The organism is Paraburkholderia azotifigens (assembly GCF_007995085.1).
Taxonomy (GTDB): Bacteria; Pseudomonadota; Gammaproteobacteria; order Burkholderiales; family Burkholderiaceae; genus Paraburkholderia; species Paraburkholderia azotifigens.
In genome coordinates this window covers 322,737-341,330 of the sequence record NZ_VOQS01000005.1, presented here as the reverse complement: position 1 = coordinate 341,330, position 18,594 = coordinate 322,737, and the positions used below count along the sequence as shown (strand labels likewise).

Sequence of the window (18,594 nt, the reverse complement as noted above, 5' to 3'; positions counted from 1 at the left end):
CGATTCAACGAAAGAGCCGACATCATGACCATTCGCTACGCTCTACCTCGATTCATCGCAGCCGCCATCGCGCCCCTCGCATTCACGCTCGCCGCAGGCGCGGCTCACGCCGAAACGATCCGCGTCGCCATCGGCACGCAGGACACGACAATCAACTGCGCGACAGGCGGCCTGTTGATTCGCGAGCTGCATCTGCTCGACAAATATCTGCCGCACACAGGCAAATACAAAGACGCGACCTACGAAGTGCAATGGAAAGACTTCACGTCGGGTGCGCCCATCACGAATGAAATGGTGGCGGGCAAGCTCGACTTCGGCACGATGGCGGACTTCCCCGGCTCGCTGAACGGCGCGGCGTTCCAGAAGGCAGGACGCAAGAGCATTTTCATCACGGTGCTGTCGGGCAGCGTGGACGGCAGCGGCAACGGCATCGTCGTGCCTGAGAACTCGCCGCTCCATTCGATCGCCGATCTGAAAGGCAAGACGATTTCCGTGCCCTTCGCGTCGACGTCGCACGGCATGCTGCTGCGCGCGATCAAGGCGCAAGGCTGGAACCCCGACACCGACGTGAACATCATCACGCAGGCGCCCGAGGTGGCGGGCAGCGCGTTGAAAGCAAACAAGATCGACGCGCACGCCGACTTCGTGCCGTTCGCCGACCTGTTCCCGTATCGCGGCATCGCGCGCAAGATCTACGACGGCGCGCAAAGCCATGCGCCGACCTATCACGGCGCGCTCGTCGATGCTGCGTATGCGCAGAAGTATCCGGAAGTCGTCGTCGCCTATCTGCGCGCCGCCATCGAGGCCAATCAGCTGATCGCGCAAGACCCCGAGAAATACAGCCTGCTGATCCAGAAAACGACGGGCATCGAAGCGCCCGTCGACTATCTGTATCACGGACCGCTCGGCATCCAGACACGCGATCTCACGTGGAAGCCCGAGTATCGCCAGGCCACGGCCACCGCCATCGACACGCTCAAGCTGCTCAAGAAGACGGATGTCGATCTGGATGTAAACACGTTCATCGACGACCGCTATATCCGCGAAGCATTCAAGGAATCCGGACTCGACTACAACGCCGCGCTAAAGAACTACGCGAAGCAGCCGCTCGCCGCCAACGACGCCGCGACGGGCAAGCCGATCCGCGATTTCAACGACGTCACACAAGTGTGGCTGGAAAGCGAGACGAAAGTCCGCAATTACGCATCGCCGGCCGAAGGCTTCGCGGCGCTCGGCAAGATCGAGCAATCGGGTGGCAAGACGCGCGCTGTCTTCGTTCATGATCATGCCAGCGGCCTGAAGCTGTTCGCGAACCAGGCGTGGTACGTGAAAGACGCGCATGGCGCGATCACTGCATTCCTTCTGAAAGCAGGCGCCGATGGTTACGCGCAACAGGTATCCGGTTCGGTCGTCGATTACGCCGCCGCGAAAACGGGCGCAGCGCAAGCCGTCGCCTCGCGCTAAGCGCGTCTTTTCTTCAAGCCACATCGGGAACACGGTTATGGCCGCCACCTTCGAACTTCACGACACGCACGCGTCGCGACGCCGGCGCGCGCCCTTCTTCACGGCATCCACGAAGCGCCGCGCGCGGCGCGCGGCCTCGCTCGCGGCGTGCGTCGCGCTCTGGCAGCTGGCCGTGCATTTCCGGCTGTCGGCTGGCTTCATCACGTTCTCGAATGTGCCCGCCCCTTCCGATGCGCTGCCCGCGCTGTGGTCGCTGCTGCATTCGCCCAGGCTGCCGATGCATCTGGCCGCGAGCATCTGGCGCGTGCTGGCGGGCTTCTGCACGGCAGCCGTGATCGGCGTCGGGCTGGGGCTCGCAATCGGCCGCTATCGTGCCGTAGAAGACACCGTGCTGCCCGCGCTCGAAGTGCTGCGGCCGATTCCCGCCGTCGCGTGGATACCGCTCGCGATCCTGATGTTTCCGTCGTCGGAACTCAGCATGATGTTCATTACGTTCATCGGCGCGCTGTTTCCGATCCTGCTCAACACGGTGCACGGCGTGGAAGCCGTCGATCCGCGCCTTGTCGCGACGGCGCGAAGCCTCGGCACCCGGCCGCTCGCGCTCTATACGGAAGTCGTGCTGCCGGGCGCCGCACCGGCGATCTTCACGGGCCTTGCAATCGGCATGGGCACCGCGTGGTTCTGCCTCGTCACGGCCGAGATGATCGCGGGCCAGTATGGCATCGGCTATTTCACGTGGGAGTCGTACACGCTGCAGAACTACGCGGATATCGTCGTCGGCATGGCGCTGATCGGCGCGCTCGGCATGGGCAGCAGCGTGCTCGTCAAGCGCCTGGGCGTCGCGCTGACGCCGTGGTATCGGCTGCAGGAGGCGCGCCGATGAGCAGCGTCGCGATCGAAGCCCCAGCGCGAGCCGCACGCGAGGCCGTGAATGCACCGGCACGCGTCAACGTACGCGCGCTGTCCGTCGAAGTCGGTCCGCCGCATGCACGCCTTGCCACACTCGAAGGTCTCGACGTCGATATCGAACCGGGACAGTTCGTGTGCGTGCTGGGCCCGTCGGGTTGCGGCAAGTCGACGTTGCTCGGCGCGATTGCCGGTCACATCGCCGCAACGGAAGGCTCGATCGCCGTCGACGATGAAACGGTCGATCGACCGCATCCCGAACGCGGACTCGTCTTTCAGCAACACACGCTGTTTCCGTGGAAGCGCGTGATCGACAACGTCGCGTTCGGCCTCAAGATGAAGGGCATCGGTGCGGGCGAACGGCGCAGGCAAGCAGCGCAGTTGCTGGAGCTGGTCGGACTTGGCGGATTCGGCGCGCACTATCCGGCGCAACTGTCGGGCGGCATGCAGCAGCGCGTCGAGATCGCACGCGTGCTGATCAACCGGCCACGCGTGCTGCTGATGGACGAACCGTTCGGCGCGCTCGATGCGCAAACGCGCCGCATGATGCAGACACTGCTGCTCGATATCTGGTCGAAGGTGCGCACCACCGTCGTGTTCGTCACGCATGACATCGAAGAGGCGCTGTTCCTTGCGGACCGCATCCTGATGCTGTCGAAGCGGCCCGCACGCGTGGTCGCGGATATCCCCGTGCCGCTCGCGCGGCCACGCCGCGACGAGTCGACGCTCGACCCCGCCTTCATCGACATCAAGCGCCAATGCCTGTCGCTGCTGCGCGAAACGGCATGATTTCATTCTTCCATCGCCCATGACCGATCTGACCATCCTGACCTTCGATCCTCAAACGCTCGCGCCCGAAGCGGCCGCGCTGCTGTCTCGCCTGTCGAATGAAGATGCCGCGGTGCGCCGCATCGCGTTGATCGAACTCGCCGATCTCGAAGACCCCGATGCGCTGCAACCGATCGCCGCCGCGCTGAAGCACGATGCTTCGCCCGACGTGCGCAGCGAAGCGGCGCGTGTGCTCGGTGCGTGGGAACAGCGCGAGATCGTCGAAACGCTGTGCGACGCGTTGCACGATACCGACGGCAACGTGCGCGAGGCGGCCGCGTCGAGCCTTTCTGCATTGAAGCAAACGTCGTCGGGCGCCGTGCTCTGCGCGTGGGCCGACGATCCCGCGCCTTTCGTGCAGCGCGCCATCTTGCGCGCGCTACGGGAATTGCGTTACGCCGACGCTTTCGCGCCCGCACTGCGCGCGCTCGAACATGACGATGCGAACGTGCGCATCGAAGCCGTCGGCGTGCTCGGCTGGCTCAAGGATGCGCGCGCACTCGCGCCGCTCGCAGGCATCGCCGTGCGTGATGCCGCTGCGGAGATCCGTCGCACTGCGGTTGGCGCGCTGGGCTTCTCACATGCCGACGATCCCGTCATCTCGCCCGCCCTGCTGCATGCGCTCGGCGATCCGGCCTGGCAAGTACGCGAGGAGGCGGCCACGACGTTAGGCAAGCTGCGTGCGACATCCGCGCGCGATGCATTGATTGCCGCGCTCGACGACGACTACTGGCAAGTGCGCCTGCGTGCCGCGCGGGCGCTGGGCCAACTCGGCAACAGCGCGGCCGCGCAGCCGCTTGTCGCGCTGCTGTCGCACCCGATCAGCAACCTGCGCAAGGAAGCGGCGCTCGCGCTCGGCGAACTGCGCGATCCGTCGGCAGCGGCAGCCCTTCGCGCGGCACTCGACGACGCCGATCCCGAAGTCCGGAAAGCCGTGCGCATCGCGCTACAACAGATCGATGAAGCCACGCGATGAACAGCCCTCGGCACATCGAAGTCGACCAGCGCGCGCGTACGTTGACGCTGCATTGGCCGGACGGCGCTACGCAGCGCATCGCGCATCGCCTGCTGCGGCAAATCTGTCCGTGTTCCGAATGCAAACGTCATCGGCTGGAAGGGGCCGAGCCTGTCGTGCCGGACGACATCGCCGTGCTGGAAATCCATCCGGCCGGATACGGCGCGCAACTGCGTTTCAGCGACGGGCACGAACGCGGCATCTTTCCGTGGGCATTCCTCGAGCGCCTGCAAGCGGGTGATGGACATATCGACGTACGCGGCGAACCGAAGCAATAACCGTCGCGCAAAGACGTCAGGCCGACCGCGACAAGGCGCTTGCCGATGCCGACGCACGTCACCGCGAAGCACTAGCCCCGGCCGCTGAGCGGCGCGATAAGGCGCTTGCGCAGCAGGCCACGCAGATGCGAACGGCTCAGGCAAAACACGGAGCTGACGGAATTGACGCGTGAACTGACGGAACAGATTGCGCGGCTCACCCATGACGTGCACGAGAAACTCACTCGCGACAGGCATCAGAAATCGTAAGATTAGGATAGGGGCAGACCTCGCGGCCCGACCCCTCCTGCACCACCGTGCGTACGGGTCCGTACACGGCGGTTCGGATCGGTTGATCAGCTAGAGACGCAGAGATGGAAGGCCAAGAGACGCCAGGTAGCGGTTGGTGAGCGCACATTGCAGGGCAGGACTGTTGCTCAGTCGCCAGGCGTTGTGTGGTGAGCCCACCGTTTGGGCCGCCAGATCCCTGGTGACACCACGCGCTGTCAGTTCCCGGAATCGCGCCGGACTACGCTTCCACTGCTTCCAGAAGAAGCAGCGTATGCGACGACGGATCCATTCATCCAGACGCTGCAACACGCTTGGTGTTTCACAGAAACCAAAGTAGCCACGCCATCCGGTGAGATACCGCTTCAGCGCACCGATCATCTGGTCAACGCTGATCCCTCGCGTGCGCTGTGTCAGTTCCCGGATCCGTTCCTTCAAGCGAGACAGTGCCTTGGGCGCAATACGCCGTTTGACCTGCTCCCGGTTCAAGAAGGTGAAGCCCAGGAACTTCCTCGTGTGTGGCCGTGCAACCGCACTCTTCGCCTCGTTGACCTTCAGCTTCAGCCGCCCGGTAAGGAAGGACTTGAGTCCCGCCATCACCCGCTGGCCTGCGCGTGCGCTGCGTACATAGACGTTACTGTCGTCGGCGTACCTCACGAAGCGCAGTCCACGCCGCTCAAGCTCCCGGTCAAGATCGTCGAGCATCAGATTGGATAACAACGGCGAGAGGGGACCGCCCTGAGGCGTACCCTCATCCGTCGCACCAACCAGCCCGTTTTCCAGCACGCCCGCCGTCAGGAAGGCGCGGATCAGCTTGAGCATCCGCTTGTCGCCGACCCGCCGTGCCACCCGGGACATCAGAATGTCGTGGTTTACGCGATCAAAGAATTGCGCAAGATCCAGGTCTACCACCCAGCGGTATCCCGCCTGGATGTAGCCCTGTGCGCGCGCCACGGCCTGGTGCGCCGAGCGTCCCGGACGAAAGCCGTAACTGGAGTCCGAGAATGTCGGGTCCCACTGCCTTTGCAATACCTGCAACACCGCCTGCTGGACGAGCCTGTCGAGCGCAGAGGGAATGCCGAGCTTGCGCACGCCCCCTCCATCCGGCTTGGGTATCTCGACCCGTCTCACAGGTTGAGGTTGGTAGGTTCCCTCGAGCAGTGAGGCCCGTATCGACGGCCAATGCTCACGCAGGTACGCCGGTAGTGCCTGAACCGTCATGCCGTCCACGCCCGGCGCACCCTTGTTCGCTTTCACACGCTTTAACGCCTGCTTCAGGTTCTCCCGTTCACAGACTTCTTCCATCAGTCGGTCACAAGCCGACGGGCTTTCAGGCTCGGGGTTCGCCGCCACAGGTTCAGCCCCTCGGGCATCGGCCTTCGGGGCTTCACCCCTATCTCCGATCCCAAGGACGCGATGCGTTTTCTGCTGCGCTCCCATGTCGAGTTCTCCGGCTTACTCGCCGCTCCTTTCCGTTCAGGCCTTCAGGCATAACCACCGCCCTACTATGCCTTCTGCTGACTCCTGCGCGGCGATCGACGCCCCTTGCGGATCGTCCAGTCCTGATTCCAGGACACCGCGCAGGCCTCCCGAGGTAAGCCCAACCGCCTTCACCACACACCTGCCAGATCTACCACCCCAGCCCTTGATGGTTGTGGACTTCACGATCAATGGCTCGCTCGTCCGGCTGGGTAGGCCTCGTATCTGGTTTCTGTTCGTCAGGTCGTGGCTTTGCTACACGCTTCCTTCAGACCCCGCCTCACGACGACGCCCTTGCGTTTCACTAGCCCTTCACCACCATCAGGCTGGGCAGGGGACTCGCACCCCCAAGCTGTTGGGCATGCTCGGCACACCACGAAAGAAGCGCGTTCACGCCTGCGCGTGAACGGCAATGGGAAGTTCGATCTGCATTGTCGCGCCATGCGTCGACGGCATCGCATACGAAATGGAACCGCCATGTCCTTCGACGATCGAGCGGCAAATGGACAGTCCCAAACCCATGCCCTCCGGCTTCGTCGTATAGAACGCGCAGAAGAGATTCGCTGCGACCTCCGGCGCGAAGCCGATTCCCGAGTCTTCGACGCTCACGAACACGCGCTCGCCAGCTTCGATACGTGTCCGCACTTTCAGCTCGCGCGGCCGGTCGTGAATCGACGACATCGCCTGCAATCCATTGACGGCCAGATTGATCAGCACCTGCTGCAACTGCACGCGGTCGCCGTTGACGGTCAATTCGCCCGGCGCAAGATCCATCCTGACGACGGCGCCGTATTTCTTCACCTCGCGATCCAGCAAGTCGATCGTTTCGACCACCAGGCTGTGGATGCCAAGCGGCGCGAACGTGGGCTCGCTCTTGCTGGCCAGCGCACGTATGCGGCGAATGATTTCGCTGGAACGCCGCGCGTTGCCCACCATGGCCTCGAACGCGTGGCAGGCTTCGTCGATATTCGGTGTTTCGCGCCTCAGCCAGCGCAGTCCGGCTTCGCCATGCGTCGTGATCGCCGCGAGCGGCTGGCTCACTTCATGTGCAATCGAGGCCGCCAGTTCGCCGAGCATCGTCACGCGCGTGGCGTGCGCGAGTTCCGTTGTCGAGCGGTTCAGCGCCTCATGCGTCTCGTGCAGTTCATGCACCTGCTGGGCGAGCCGCGCGCTGTCGGCCTGAATGCGCAGCGTCAGCGCAGTAGTCGCAACGATCGACAGACACGCGACCGTTGCGCGCGCGAGCGCGGAGAACGAGTCTTCATCCAGATGCCCGATCAGATAGCCGGCCACCGTCGCCCAGATGCAGACGATCGCGACGATCAGCGTGCCGCGCCGCGACAGCACGGTCGCGACCAGCATGACAACGATCGAATACAACACCATGATCGCCGTCGCGTAGCGGCCGAACGAATCGAGCACGAAAACGAACAACGCCAGTGCGCCCGCGAGGGTCAGCGTCAGCGTGGGGTTTTGCTTGCCGAGGAAAGATACGCGTTCCATGTTCATGTCGAGAGCCGGAGAATCGGAATCGTCAAGTCGCGCCCTGCCCGCAAAGGCGCAACGGGCGAGGCGCGATATGACCTGCGCCCCGAACTCTCGTCAACACTTCTGGCCGGCATTTGTTCCCATCCGGCAACGACACGGGCGACGAAACAGACACCGCCGGCGCAATCGATGCCGACGATGACCGCCCATACTGACGCGCGTGCATCGTGCGCGCTTTCGTCAAACAGGCGCGCTTGCGAATTTGCACGGCGCCTGAACGCCGAAACGGACTGACGTGTCCGCGCTTATCTTTTTGCCTTTGCGCAAGCCGCGCACGCGCGCTTCGTCTATGTCGCGCAGGAAGCGCCTTCGCCCGGCGCACAGGCGAGTATCGTGAAGAAAGATAGCGCGCTGCGGACACTCGCCGATCTGCAGGGCAAGCGCATCGCGGTGACGAAGGCAGCGGGAAGTCACTATCTGCTGCTCGCCGCGTTGAACAAGGCGGGACTCACGCCGGCCGACGTCAAGATCAGCTATCTCACGCCCGCCGATGGACGCGCCGCGTTCGAGCGAGGCAGCGTCGATGCGTGGATCACATGGGTTCCGTATGTCGCATCCGTCGACAGGAACGCCGACGTGCGCATACTCGCAAACGGCAATGGGCTCGCTTCGTATCAGCGCTACTATCTCGCGTCGCGCACGTTCGCCGAAGCGCATCCGCAAGTCGTGCAGGTCGTGTTCGATCAGCTGAAGGAAGCGGGCGAATGAGCGCGAGCCCATCCCGCCGACTACGCGAAAACGCTCGCGCCCGTCTGGGGACTCGATGCGCCGACGATCGAGCGCGCCAATGCGCGGCGCAGCTATCTGGTGCGCGCGGTGGCCGCGCAGAACTTCGGCGAACAGCAGACCATCGCCGATGCGTTCCCCAAAAACGGCCTGCCGCCCGCGCGCGTCGAAACGAATCAGGCGCAGTTGTGGGACTTTTCCGCCGGACAGGCCAAAGAGGCGAAAGCAGCCGGCGGCTAGCGCACGAACGGCGTCAGCGCGCGCAGCCAGCACGCCACCGCGACCGCGCCGCCATCCGGTTCGCCCACGGCCCGCTCGCCGAGATAGCTCGCGCGTCCGACGCGCGGCATCATCGACGCCGTCGAGGCCGCGCCCTTCTCCGCTGCATCGACGGTTGCGGCCCACGCCTGCGCGAGCGGTTCGTTGCGCCGCACGGCGTTAGCGAATGCATCCGCCGCGGGACGCAACGCATCGAGCATCGTGCGCTCGCCGGGTTGCGCGCCGCCCAGTTCGGAAATCGCGTGGACGGCGAGATCGAACCCATCGGCCCAATCGGCTGCGGCGGGTTCGCCCGTCCCGGCGAGACGGCGCGACGCGCGCAGCAATGCCGTGGCATAGAACGGCCCGGAACTGCCCGCAATGGCGCGGCGCAACGTCACGGCGAGTTCCGCCAGCGCCTCGGATGCCGATGGCCACGCCGTCGGCGGAATCGCCAGCACGGCCTCGCCGGCGCGCTTCATGCTCGACCCGAGGTCGCCGTCGCCCGCTTTGGAATCGAGTTCGGTGAGACGCGCTTCTTCATCGATCAGCGCACGCGCGGCGGCGTCGAACGCGAGTTGCAACGGCGGGCGTTCGCCCGCATGATTCTCGCGTACTTCGTTGGTTGCGACGTCATGTGCCGAACCCGAAGCGATGCCCGCCGCGCCATCGACATTCACACGTCCCGCGCCCGGCCACGTCGCGACCTTCGTCGGCGCATCGAGCAGCGCAAGACGCGCGTCGTCGACACGCATCACCGAGACCGAACAGCCCGGCATGTTCAGCGCGGACAGCAGCGTGCCGCACCATGCGCGTTCGATCCGCAGCCCGCGTTCCCGCAAACCGTTCACCGCTGCACGCGCGACGACGGCCAGTTCCATCGGCGTCGTTGCGCCGAGTCCGTTCACCAGCAGCGCGACGCGCTCGCCGCCCGCGAGTTGCAGATCGTCCGCGATCGCGGTGAGCAGCGTGTCGGTGAGTTGATCGGCGGGCATCGGCTTCGTGCGTTGCACGCCCTTTTCGCCGTGGATGCCGAGCCCCAGTTCGATCTCGTCGTCCGCGAGACTGAAACTCGATTGCTGCGTGGCGGGCAACGTGCAGCCATCGAGCGCCACGCCCATCGTGCCGATCGCATCGGCCGCGCTGCGCGCAGCGGCCACGACTTCCGCCAGGGACTTGCCCGCCGCAGCGGCCGCGCCCGCGATCTTGTGCACGAACACGGTTCCTGCAATGCCGCGCCGCCGCCCGCGTTCAACTGTGTTGCGCAGCGAGACGTCGTCGGCGACCACGACGACTTCGACGGGAATGCCTTCGGCGCGCGCCAGCTCTGCGGCAAGCCCGAAGTTCAGGCGATCGCCCGTGTAGTTCTTGACCACGAGCAGCGCACCGTTCGGTCCCGCCGATGCGCGGATCGCCGCGAGCACCGCATCCGTCGACGGCGACGTGAACACTTCGCCGCATACGGCTGCGGCCAGCATGCCCTCGCCGACATAGCCCGCGTGCGCGGGTTCGTGTCCGCTGCCGCCCCCCGAGATGATCGCGACGTGTCGTGCGTGCGGCTCAGGCAGGGCGCGCCGCACGACGACATTCGCATCGCGCAGCAAGGCGGTGTCGGGCGCAAGCATCGCAAGACCTTCGAGCATCTCGCGCACCACACGCGACGGATCGTTCAACAGCTTCTTCATGACGATGAACCTCGACGATTTCAGGTGACGGTTGAGCGGATGGGCCGCACGCGGTCCAAAGGTGTAACTCTATCCGCAGCCTGCGGGGGGCGCATGCGCAGAGACAGGCGCCCTGTGAATCAGTCCGGCGAATCGGGCGCGCCATTCGCCTTGACGAAGTCGACGAACGCGCGCAGCGGCGCAGGCAGATGACGCCTGCCCGGATAGTAAAGAAACGGCCCCGAAAAGCGTTGCCACCACGGCTCGAGAATCGGCTCCAGTGCGCCGCTGTCGAGATGCGGCTTCAACATGCCCTCGAACAGATGGATTACGCCGACGCCTGCCAGCGCGGCGCTGACGGCAAGCTCGATGGCGGCCCCCGGCCTCACCACGAGCGGCCCGGTCGGATCGAGCCGCACGATTTCGCCGTCGCGCTCGAAGTCCCATGTCGGCATCGCGCCGCCTGCGAACTGGCCGCGCAAACACGCATGCTCAAGCAAATCGCGCGGGTGCTCGGGCCGTCCGTATGTATCGAGGTATTCGCTCGTCGCGGCTGTCGCGAAGCGTTGCACGCGCGGACCGATCGGCATCGCGATCATGTCCTGCTCCAGCCGTTCGTCATAGCGGATGCCCGCATCGCAGCCGATCGACAGCACGTCGACGAAGCCGTCTTCGACCACGACCTCCACACGGATGTCGGGATACGCCTTCAGGAATGGCGCGACGACGGACGGCAGCACGATGCGCGCAGCGCTGGACGGCACGTTGAGCTTGAGCGTGCCGCTCGGCTTCTCGCGGAACACGTTGAGGACATCGAGCGCCGCCTCCATTTCGCTGAAGAGCGGCGAAAGTTTGTCGATCAGCCGCTGGCCTGCTTCCGTCGGCGCAACGCTGCGCGTGGTCCGGTTCAGCAGCCGCAGGCCGAGCTTCGTTTCGAGGCGACGCACGGCAATGCTCAGGCTCGACGCGGAAACGCCGCTCATGCGCGCCGCGTCGCGGAAACCGCCGGCGCGTGCCACCGACACGAAGGCAGCAAGGTCGTTGAGTTCCATGGGCGATTGTTCATGATTTTCAACAGCCCGTACACTTTAGATGCCTTTATTCAACAGCGCAATCGGATCAAACTGGCGCTCATCGACTACCAGGGAGCGCGCAATGCCGAATCTCAATCTCGCCGACACTTTCACGCTGGCGGGCCGCCAGGTACGCCGCATGGGTTACGGCGCGATGCAGCTGGCCGGGCCCGGCGTCTTCGGGCCGCCGAAGGATCGCGACGCCTGCATCGCGGTTCTGCGCGAGGCCGTTGCGTCCGGCGTCAATCACATCGACACCAGCGACTTCTACGGGCCGCACATCACGAACCAGCTGATTCGCGAAGCGCTGCATCCGTATCCCGCCGACCTGACGCTCGTCACCAAGCTCGGTGCGATTCGCGGCGACGACGGCGCGTGGCTCGCAGCGCCCGAACCGGACGATCTGCGGCGCGGCGTGCACGACAACCTTCGCAATCTCGGCATCGATGTGCTCGATGTCGTGAACATCCGCATCATGGGCAGTATTCACAGCCCTGCCGAAGGCTCGATCGAGAAGCAGGTGACAGCGCTCGCCGAGATGCAGCGCGAAGGGCTCGTCAAGCACATTGGCCTGAGCAACGTGACGGCGACGCAGATCGAAGAAGCGCAACGCATCGTCGAGATTGTGTGCGTGCAGAATCACTACAACCTCGTGCATCGCGAAGACGATGCGCTCGTCGCGCAACTCGCCGCGCAAGGCATCGCGTACGTACCGTTCTTTCCGCTTGGCGGCTTCACGCCGATTCAATCGTCGGCGCTGTCCGATGTGGCAGGTGCATTGAACGCGACGCCGATGCAGGTTGCGCTTGCGTGGCTGCTGCATCGTTCGCCGAACATTCTGCTGATTCCCGGCACGTCGTCGCTGTTGCATCTGCGCGAGAACATGCAGGCCGCGCAGCTGCGTCTCAGCGATGCCGTGCTTGCACAGCTCGATGCCATTGGACGTGCAGGCGAGTAAGCCGCCTGAAACGTGCATCCCGTTCACGCGGCACGGGATGCACGGCACGCTCTTTTACTGCAGCAGCTTCAGAACCTGCTGCGGCATCGAGTTCGCTTGCGCGAGGACCGAGATGCCCGCTTGCTGAAGAACCTGGGCCTTCGACAGGTTCGCCGTTTCCGTCGCGAAGTCGGCGTCGGTGATCTGCGATTCGGCGGCGCTCATGTTCGTCGATTCCGTTTGCGTCGTCGAAATCGCGGCCTGGAACGTGTTCTGCGTGGCGCCCAGCGTTGCCTGGAAGGTGTTGACGCTTGTCAGCACGTTGTCGATGGAACTCATCGCGGCTTGCGCGCCCGAAGCCGTCGCCACGCTCAGACCGCTGATCCCGAGCGACGTCGCGTCCCACTTCTGCGAGCCGAAGTTAGCCGTGATCTGCTGACCGTTGAACGCGCCGATCTGGAAGTTGACGGAGCCGATGCCATTGAGGACCGACTGACCGTTGAAGGTCGTTTGCTGTGCGACGCGCGTGATTTCCGTCAGACGCGTCGACACCTCTGATTGCAGATTGGCGAGTGCGTTCGAGTCGAGCGAGCCGTCGCCTGCTTCCACGGCCAGCTGACGGATACGCTGCAGGTTATCGACGACCGATTGCAGCGCACCGTTCGTGGTCTGCACCATCGAAATGCCGTTGTTCGCGTTGGCGGCGCCTTGCGTCAGTGCATTGATCGAAGCCGTCTGCGAGGTCGCGATCGCGAGGCCCGCCGCATCGTCTGCAGCCGTGTTGATGCGCTTGCCCGACGACAGACGGTTGATCGCCTGCGAGAGCGCGTTTTGCGAGCCCTCCAGGTTGTTCTGCGCCGTCAACGACATGATGTTCGTATTGATGTTCAGCATTTGAGCCCCTTTCGGTTATATATCAAGGATCGACATAAGCGGCGCTTCGGCTTATTCAATGCCTGGTGCAATGCCTTGTGCAATGCCTTGTGTCGCCGCTCGAAGGGGTTTACGACGTCTCCAAATATTGCTTTAGGTTTCCATTTGCAATACGCACCTTCAAGACACGCATTGAGAACCCATGTCACACCTGTTATAAAGCATGATACTTTGTTTATATAACATTGATTTTTATAGCTATTTAACGGACCAATTCGATTTCTTCCATTTCATCATCACGGTATTACATTTGCAATACCCGAAATATTCATGTTACGAGTAATTACGTAATGTTGATTACTCGTCGAAAGCAAAAATCGATAGCGCCGTGCTTATTTCTGACGTGGTAATAACTTTGGCTGACATCTCTTTTGACGTGACATGCGCAAATCTTTCAGCGCAGAAAACCTTCAGACCGTCGCGCAGGACTCACGACGAGCAGCGCGATTGTCATCGCGCAAAAGGCAGCGCCCGCATAAAACGTCGCCGCTGCGCCGACCGTGTCCCACAGCGCGCCGGCGATCACGCTCGACACCAGCGTCACCAGTCCGCTCAACAGATTAAAGATGCCGAATGCCGTGCCGCGCAAATGCGCGGGCGCGCTATGCGACACCATCGTCGCGAGCAGACCTTGCGTCATGCCCATATGCAGACCCCACAACGCGACGCCCACGAGCAGAACGCTCCAGTGAACAGCATGTGCGAGCACGACGTCGGAGACGCCGAGAATCACGAGACCCGCGATCAGCAGCCTGATATGCCTCATCGAATCGGCGAGCTTGCCGAGCGGATACGCCGATAGCGCATACACGACGTTCATCGCGACCATCACGAGCGGCACCAGCGCCACGGGCACGCCGCTGCCCATCGCGCGCAGCACGAGAAACGCTTCGCTGAAACGCGCGAGCGCGAACACGGCGCCGACCGCGACGACCCACCAGAAGGCCGCACCGAGTTGACGGATGTTCTCGCGCCGGATCGGATTGATACGCTTTGCGCCCGGCTGCCGCGCAGGCTCGTCGATGCCGACGGTCAACAGCGCGACGGCCAGCACACCGGGAATGACGGCGAGCCAGAACGCGAGCCGGAAGTTGTCCGACCAGACCAGCATGATCGCGACTGCGAGCAACGGGCCGAGAAAAGCGCCGACGGTATCGAGCGCCTGCCGCAATCCGAACGCGGCGCCGCGCAGATGCGGCGGCGTGACATCGGCGACGAGCGCATCGCGCGGCGCACCGCGAATACCTTTGCCGACCCGGTCCATCACGCGAGCCGTCACGACAAGGCCGATCGTCGGCGCGAGCGCAAATAGCGGCTTGCTCAGCGCGCCAAGTCCATAGCCCGCGACGGCGACCCATTTGCGATTGCCGAGGTAATCGCTGAGTGCGCCCGAAAAGATCTTGACGACAGGCGCCGTCGCCTCGGCAATGCCCTCGATCAGACCGATCGTCGCCGCGCTCGCGCCGAGGCTCGCCATCATGAACATCGGCAGCAGGCTGTGAATGATCTCCGACGAGATGTCCATCAACAGGCTCACGCAACCCAAAACCCAGACGCTGCCGGGTATCTGTCGAAGCGTGCTGACGCGGGAGTCGCTTTGCATCCGTTCGCTCCTGCAAACAAGAGACGATCAAGCCCAATGAGCCCAGCCCACGAGGCCATTGAAAAACGCGTGCGCCGATGCCGTTGCGACAACGGTATCCGTATGGAAGCATGGCGCAAGCAAACTGTCGTGTCACGAGCGTTGGCCGGCGTCGAACACTTTCGCGTTCGCCTGCATCGCCAAGGCGCCCTCCAGCTCCGTGCGACAAGGCATTCTCGCGATGGCATAGTCGATGCAAGTGTGTGCGCCTACACCAGGCATCAGGAGCACGCCATGTTCGCATACTTCTTTCTCGCGCTGCGCGATCTGTTGGACTGCGCCGAACACAGCCGCCGCGACGCTTATCTCGCCGAGGCCGTCGATATGGTCGAACTCGAGCGCCGCATGCGGCTGCTCGACGCCAACGACTAGCCCCTCATAGCAAACCGACCAGATTGCCGAGCGCCGCGGACGCATCCCCTTCGCGCCAGCCCAACGCGAGACGCGCCCGCATCTTCGCGCCCTGCACATCGACGTAACGCACGCCCTTCACCTGCACCTGCGCAATCGCGGCGGGCACGATGTATACGCCCAGGCCCGCCGCCACCACATTGATCACCGACGACACCTGCGGGGCAGGCTGCGCGAGTCGCGGACTGAAGCCCGCTTCGCCGCGTTGCGCACGATCTTGTCGTGCGCAACGCAGAAGATCCGCTTGGTGTATGTGCGAGTTCCCGATCTGAACCTCATCGAGATCTCGGAACTGCTGGGCTGATTTTTCTGACTGAACGGCAACGTGCTGTGCTTTAAGCACCGTTTAATCCGCTCTGCCTAGATTGCCAACATGAAGTCGACCGTTCACAAGCCTGCGCGAATGAACGGCTTTCACCTTCACGATGGAGATCGTCATGAACAGATTCAGCAGAGCAGGTCTCGTTGCCGCCGCACTCGTGCTTACGCAATCGGCAGTCAATGTTGCGTTCGCCGCGACCGCGGATTTGCCGCCGCTTCATCAGCAAGGCGTGGTGACGTATCTGTCGGGCGGCGTCGGCAGCGATCAATCGGCCGCGCTCAAGGACGTCATGCACGAGTATCCGCTCGTGCTCGAGTTCGCGGGCAAATCGAATCAGGGCAATGAGTACCTCGCGGACGTTCCCGTCCACATCACCGACATGCACGGCACCACGCTATTGAATGCGACCGCGCACGGTCCGTTCATGCTCGCGTCGCTGCCGAATGGACGCTACAAGGTCAGTGCGAGCTATGAAGGCAAGACGCAACAGCACGTGGTCGACGTCACGTCGTCGGGACATGCGCGAACGATGTTCCTGTGGCCGATGCAACCGGATGGAAGCACGTAATCTGCGTCCATGCCGACGACGCTGATCAGGCACGAAGCCGCGACGCGGCGCTCACGTCATAGCCCGCTTTTAAGCTTCATTTAAGTGTTACCGGCTAACGTGTGCGCTCCGTCGCCTTTCACTGCACGGCAGCAGCCTCGCCGCATTTTCTACATGCCGTTCGATACGCTCCCCAGGTTTGCCGTCATTTTTACCGCGCTCTGCTTGCAACTCGAGTAGCGGCAGTACCTCGCTTCACTTCCTCATCTGGACGCCACGCGTCTGTCAGTCCGCGCACGAAGTCCCCGTTTCGTGCAACCGCCATCGCAGTACCCGTCGTTTCGCTTTTCGATCATGCCCCTTCCCGCATTCGTCGTGCCGTCGGCGCGCAGTGGCAAAGTCATTCTCGTGTGCGCACTCAGTTCGGTTTGTGCAGCGCTGATCTTCTCGCCGCATCACGCACGGCATTCGGCCGATCAGGATGACGCCGCCACCGCGCCATCCGCGTCGCTGAACCGCGAGGCCGCCGACACCGCGCGCGCCGCGCAACCCGCTTCATCGCCACCCGTGCCCGAAACTGCGCCGCAACCCGTCGTCAAATCGGCGACCATCAAAAGCAGCTTCGCGGAAGCGGCGCAGCGGCTCGGACTCGACAGCCGCACGGCTGCGTTGCTCGCGCACGCGTTCTCCGGCGAGATCGATTTCCGCCGCGACCTCAAGCCGGGCAACACGATCAGCCTTGTCGTCGATCCGCCCGAAGCAGGCAACGCATCGCCGCAGAAGCCGCTCGCGGTGCGCATCGCAACGGGATCGACGTCGCACGATCTGTTTCTGTACCGCAACCTCGACGGCAAGCCGTTCTATTACACGAAGGACGGGGCGAGCACGACGCCCGCATTCACGCGCTATCCGCTCGCGTATGAGCGCGTGTCGTCGGAATTTGCCCTGCGCCGCCTCGATCCCGTCACGCATCGCTGGCAAAGCCACGACGGCGTCGATCTCGCCGCGCCGGCGGGCACGCCCGTTCATGCGACGGCGCGCGGCACGGTCGCATTCATCGGCACGCAGACGGGTTACGGCAAAGTGATCGTGCTGCGCAATCCGCCGCCCTATCAGACCGTGTTCGCGCATCTGTCGCGCTTCGCGAAGGGACTGCATCGCGGCGCACAGGTAAAGCGAGGCCAGGTGATCGGCTATGTCGGATCGACAGGTTGGGCGACGGGCCCGCATTTGCACTACGAAGTGCATGTCGATTCAGTGCCCGAAGATCCGCTGACCGTCGCGCTGCCCGGAAAGAATCCGCTCGATGCCGGCGAGCGCGCGCAATTCGCCAAGGAAGCCGACCGTCTCGCCGCCCTGCTTTGATCATCGGGTTCATCCATATGGAGCACACCGTGACATATCCGCATCACCCTGAATCAACGTGCTGAAACTCCATCTCTTCCTCACGTTCCTCCTGATCGCGAGCCTCGTGCCCGCGATCGCACATGCCAAACGCCTCTTCAGACCCGCCGTGCAGGCGCACGCCGCGATCGTCGTCGATATGACGACGGGCCGCACGCTCTATTCGAAACACGCCGACGAACGCCGTCCCATCGCGTCATTGACGAAGCTGCTGACGGCGATGGTCGTGCTCGATTCCAGGCGCTCGCTCATCAAGCCGCTGCGCGTCACGGATGACGATGTCGACCGGCTGAAGTGGTCGCGCTCGCGGCTGCCTGTCCGCTCGCTGCTTCTGCGCAGCACGTTGCTGCATATCGCGCTGATGTCGTCCGAAAACCGCGCCGCGTTCGCTTTGAGCCGCGATTATCCGGGCGGACGTCCGGGCTTCGTGCGCGCGATGAACCGCACGGCGAAGCGATTGCATATGTCGCGCAGCCACTTCGTCGATCCCACGGGACTGTCGCCGCATAACGTGTCGACCGCACGCGATCTCACGCGGCTCGTGCGCGCGGCCTATCGTTACCCTGTGATTCGCCGCTATTCGACGGCGCACGAAAAGCTCGTGCTGGGCGGCGACGGCCCGTTGATGTACCGGAACACGGACCCGCTCGTGCATCGTGCGTCGTGGCATGTCGGCCTGCAGAAAACCGGCTTCACCAACGAAGCGGGCCATTGCCTGATCATCGTGACGAGCGTGCGCGGCCATCCCGTGCTGATCGTGCTGCTCGGCGATCCCGATGCGCAGGCGCACTTCCAGGACGCCGTCGATCTGCGCCGCTGGCTCGTCGCCTCGCACCCCTGACGCACGCGTCCTCGCGCGTCCCGAATGCACGCGCCGCTGTACACTTCCGGG

At 63.7% G+C, this 18,594-nt stretch carries 17 protein-coding genes and 2 pseudogenes; 12 read left to right on the top strand and 7 right to left on the bottom strand.

Annotated elements, in window-relative coordinates; all coding sequences use genetic code 11:
• Positions 1-24: 24 nt before the first annotated feature.
• Genes FRZ40_RS33275 through FRZ40_RS33255 form a run of 5 tightly spaced genes read left to right on the top strand, consistent with a single transcriptional unit; the run spans position 25 to position 4,491 of the window.
• Positions 25-1,464 (top strand): ABC transporter substrate-binding protein, encoded by a 1,440-nt coding sequence (locus FRZ40_RS33275; RefSeq protein WP_147237050.1) that lies wholly within the window; start codon positions 25-27, stop codon positions 1,462-1,464.
• A 37-nt stretch (positions 1,465-1,501) separates the two neighbouring features.
• Positions 1,502-2,347, top strand: coding sequence for an ABC transporter permease (locus tag FRZ40_RS33270; RefSeq protein WP_147237049.1), 846 nt, complete (start codon positions 1,502-1,504; stop codon positions 2,345-2,347).
• Positions 2,344-3,159, top strand: a complete 816-nt coding sequence (locus tag FRZ40_RS33265; RefSeq protein WP_147237048.1) for an ABC transporter ATP-binding protein — start codon at positions 2,344-2,346, stop codon at positions 3,157-3,159. The genes FRZ40_RS33270 and FRZ40_RS33265 overlap by 4 nt, the downstream gene beginning before the upstream one ends.
• A 19-nt stretch (positions 3,160-3,178) precedes the next feature.
• Entirely contained in the window at positions 3,179-4,174 is a 996-nt protein-coding gene (locus FRZ40_RS33260; protein ID WP_147237047.1) for a HEAT repeat domain-containing protein, read from the top strand.
• Positions 4,171-4,491 (top strand): gamma-butyrobetaine hydroxylase-like domain-containing protein, encoded by a 321-nt coding sequence (locus tag FRZ40_RS33255; protein WP_147237046.1) that lies wholly within the window; start codon positions 4,171-4,173, stop codon positions 4,489-4,491. The genes FRZ40_RS33260 and FRZ40_RS33255 overlap by 4 nt, the downstream gene beginning before the upstream one ends.
• A 339-nt stretch (positions 4,492-4,830) precedes the next feature.
• Here FRZ40_RS33255 and ltrA read toward each other — a convergent pair whose 3' ends face one another.
• Together ltrA and FRZ40_RS33240 are read right to left on the bottom strand one after the other, a co-directional pair.
• Entirely contained in the window at positions 4,831-6,198 is a 1,368-nt protein-coding gene (ltrA, locus tag FRZ40_RS33245; RefSeq protein WP_147237045.1) for a group II intron reverse transcriptase/maturase, read from the bottom strand.
• Between the two features lie 429 nt (positions 6,199-6,627).
• A complete protein-coding gene (locus tag FRZ40_RS33240; protein WP_147237044.1) occupies positions 6,628-7,740 on the bottom strand; it encodes a sensor histidine kinase in 1,113 nt (370 codons plus the stop codon).
• 303 nt (positions 7,741-8,043) lie between these two features.
• Here FRZ40_RS33240 and FRZ40_RS33235 point away from each other — a divergent pair.
• Positions 8,044-8,751: pseudogene (locus tag FRZ40_RS33235) on the top strand (ABC transporter substrate-binding protein); the annotation flags it as partial.
• On the opposite strand, the gene FRZ40_RS33230 reads toward FRZ40_RS33235, so the two are convergent.
• Positions 8,748-10,454 (bottom strand): dihydroxyacetone kinase family protein, encoded by a 1,707-nt coding sequence (locus tag FRZ40_RS33230; RefSeq protein ID WP_147237043.1) that lies wholly within the window; start codon positions 10,452-10,454, stop codon positions 8,748-8,750. The pseudogene FRZ40_RS33235 and the gene FRZ40_RS33230 overlap by 4 nt on opposite strands.
• Positions 10,455-10,573: 119 nt before the next feature.
• Positions 10,574-11,485 (bottom strand): LysR family transcriptional regulator, encoded by a 912-nt coding sequence (locus FRZ40_RS33225; protein ID WP_028368862.1) that lies wholly within the window; start codon positions 11,483-11,485, stop codon positions 10,574-10,576.
• Positions 11,486-11,588: 103 nt separating this feature from the next.
• On the opposite strand from FRZ40_RS33225, the gene FRZ40_RS33220 reads away from it, so the two are divergent.
• Complete coding sequence (locus FRZ40_RS33220; protein ID WP_147237042.1) at positions 11,589-12,464, top strand: aldo/keto reductase family oxidoreductase; 876 nt, start codon at positions 11,589-11,591, stop codon at positions 12,462-12,464.
• A gap of 54 nt (positions 12,465-12,518) precedes the next feature.
• Here FRZ40_RS33220 and FRZ40_RS33215 read toward each other — a convergent pair whose 3' ends face one another.
• Together FRZ40_RS33215 and FRZ40_RS33210 are read right to left on the bottom strand one after the other, a co-directional pair.
• Positions 12,519-13,337, bottom strand: coding sequence for a flagellin domain-containing protein (locus FRZ40_RS33215; RefSeq protein ID WP_028368860.1), 819 nt, complete (start codon positions 13,335-13,337; stop codon positions 12,519-12,521).
• 433 nt (positions 13,338-13,770) lie between these two features.
• Complete coding sequence (locus tag FRZ40_RS33210) at positions 13,771-14,979, bottom strand: MFS transporter (protein ID WP_147237041.1); 1,209 nt, start codon at positions 14,977-14,979, stop codon at positions 13,771-13,773.
• 273 nt (positions 14,980-15,252) lie between these two features.
• On the opposite strand from FRZ40_RS33210, the gene FRZ40_RS33205 reads away from it, so the two are divergent.
• On the top strand, positions 15,253-15,390 hold the full coding sequence (locus FRZ40_RS33205) for a DUF3563 family protein (protein ID WP_147237040.1): 138 nt from the start codon (positions 15,253-15,255) through the stop codon (positions 15,388-15,390).
• 4 nt (positions 15,391-15,394) lie between these two features.
• On the opposite strand, the gene FRZ40_RS45395 is transcribed toward FRZ40_RS33205, so the two are convergent.
• Positions 15,395-15,586, bottom strand: coding sequence for a type 2 periplasmic-binding domain-containing protein (locus FRZ40_RS45395; protein WP_240057417.1), 192 nt, complete (start codon positions 15,584-15,586; stop codon positions 15,395-15,397).
• Between the two features lie 69 nt (positions 15,587-15,655).
• Between FRZ40_RS45395 and FRZ40_RS45390 the strand changes: the two are divergent.
• The 4 genes and pseudogenes from FRZ40_RS45390 to FRZ40_RS33185 form a co-directional block, all read left to right on the top strand.
• Positions 15,656-15,733 (top strand): annotated as a pseudogene (locus FRZ40_RS45390) (VOC family protein); the annotation flags it as partial.
• A 133-nt stretch (positions 15,734-15,866) separates the two neighbouring features.
• On the top strand, positions 15,867-16,319 hold the full coding sequence (locus FRZ40_RS33195) for a carboxypeptidase regulatory-like domain-containing protein (protein ID WP_147237038.1): 453 nt from the start codon (positions 15,867-15,869) through the stop codon (positions 16,317-16,319).
• A gap of 291 nt (positions 16,320-16,610) precedes the next feature.
• The gene (locus FRZ40_RS33190) at positions 16,611-17,663 is read left to right on the top strand and encodes a peptidoglycan DD-metalloendopeptidase family protein (RefSeq protein WP_240057416.1); all 1,053 of its coding nucleotides are present in this window, start codon (positions 16,611-16,613) and stop codon (positions 17,661-17,663) included.
• A 58-nt stretch (positions 17,664-17,721) separates the two neighbouring features.
• Positions 17,722-18,543: a serine hydrolase gene (locus FRZ40_RS33185; protein WP_147237037.1), complete on the top strand. Its 822-nt coding sequence runs from the start codon at positions 17,722-17,724 to the stop codon at positions 18,541-18,543.
• The last annotated feature ends 51 nt before the right edge of the window (positions 18,544-18,594 follow it).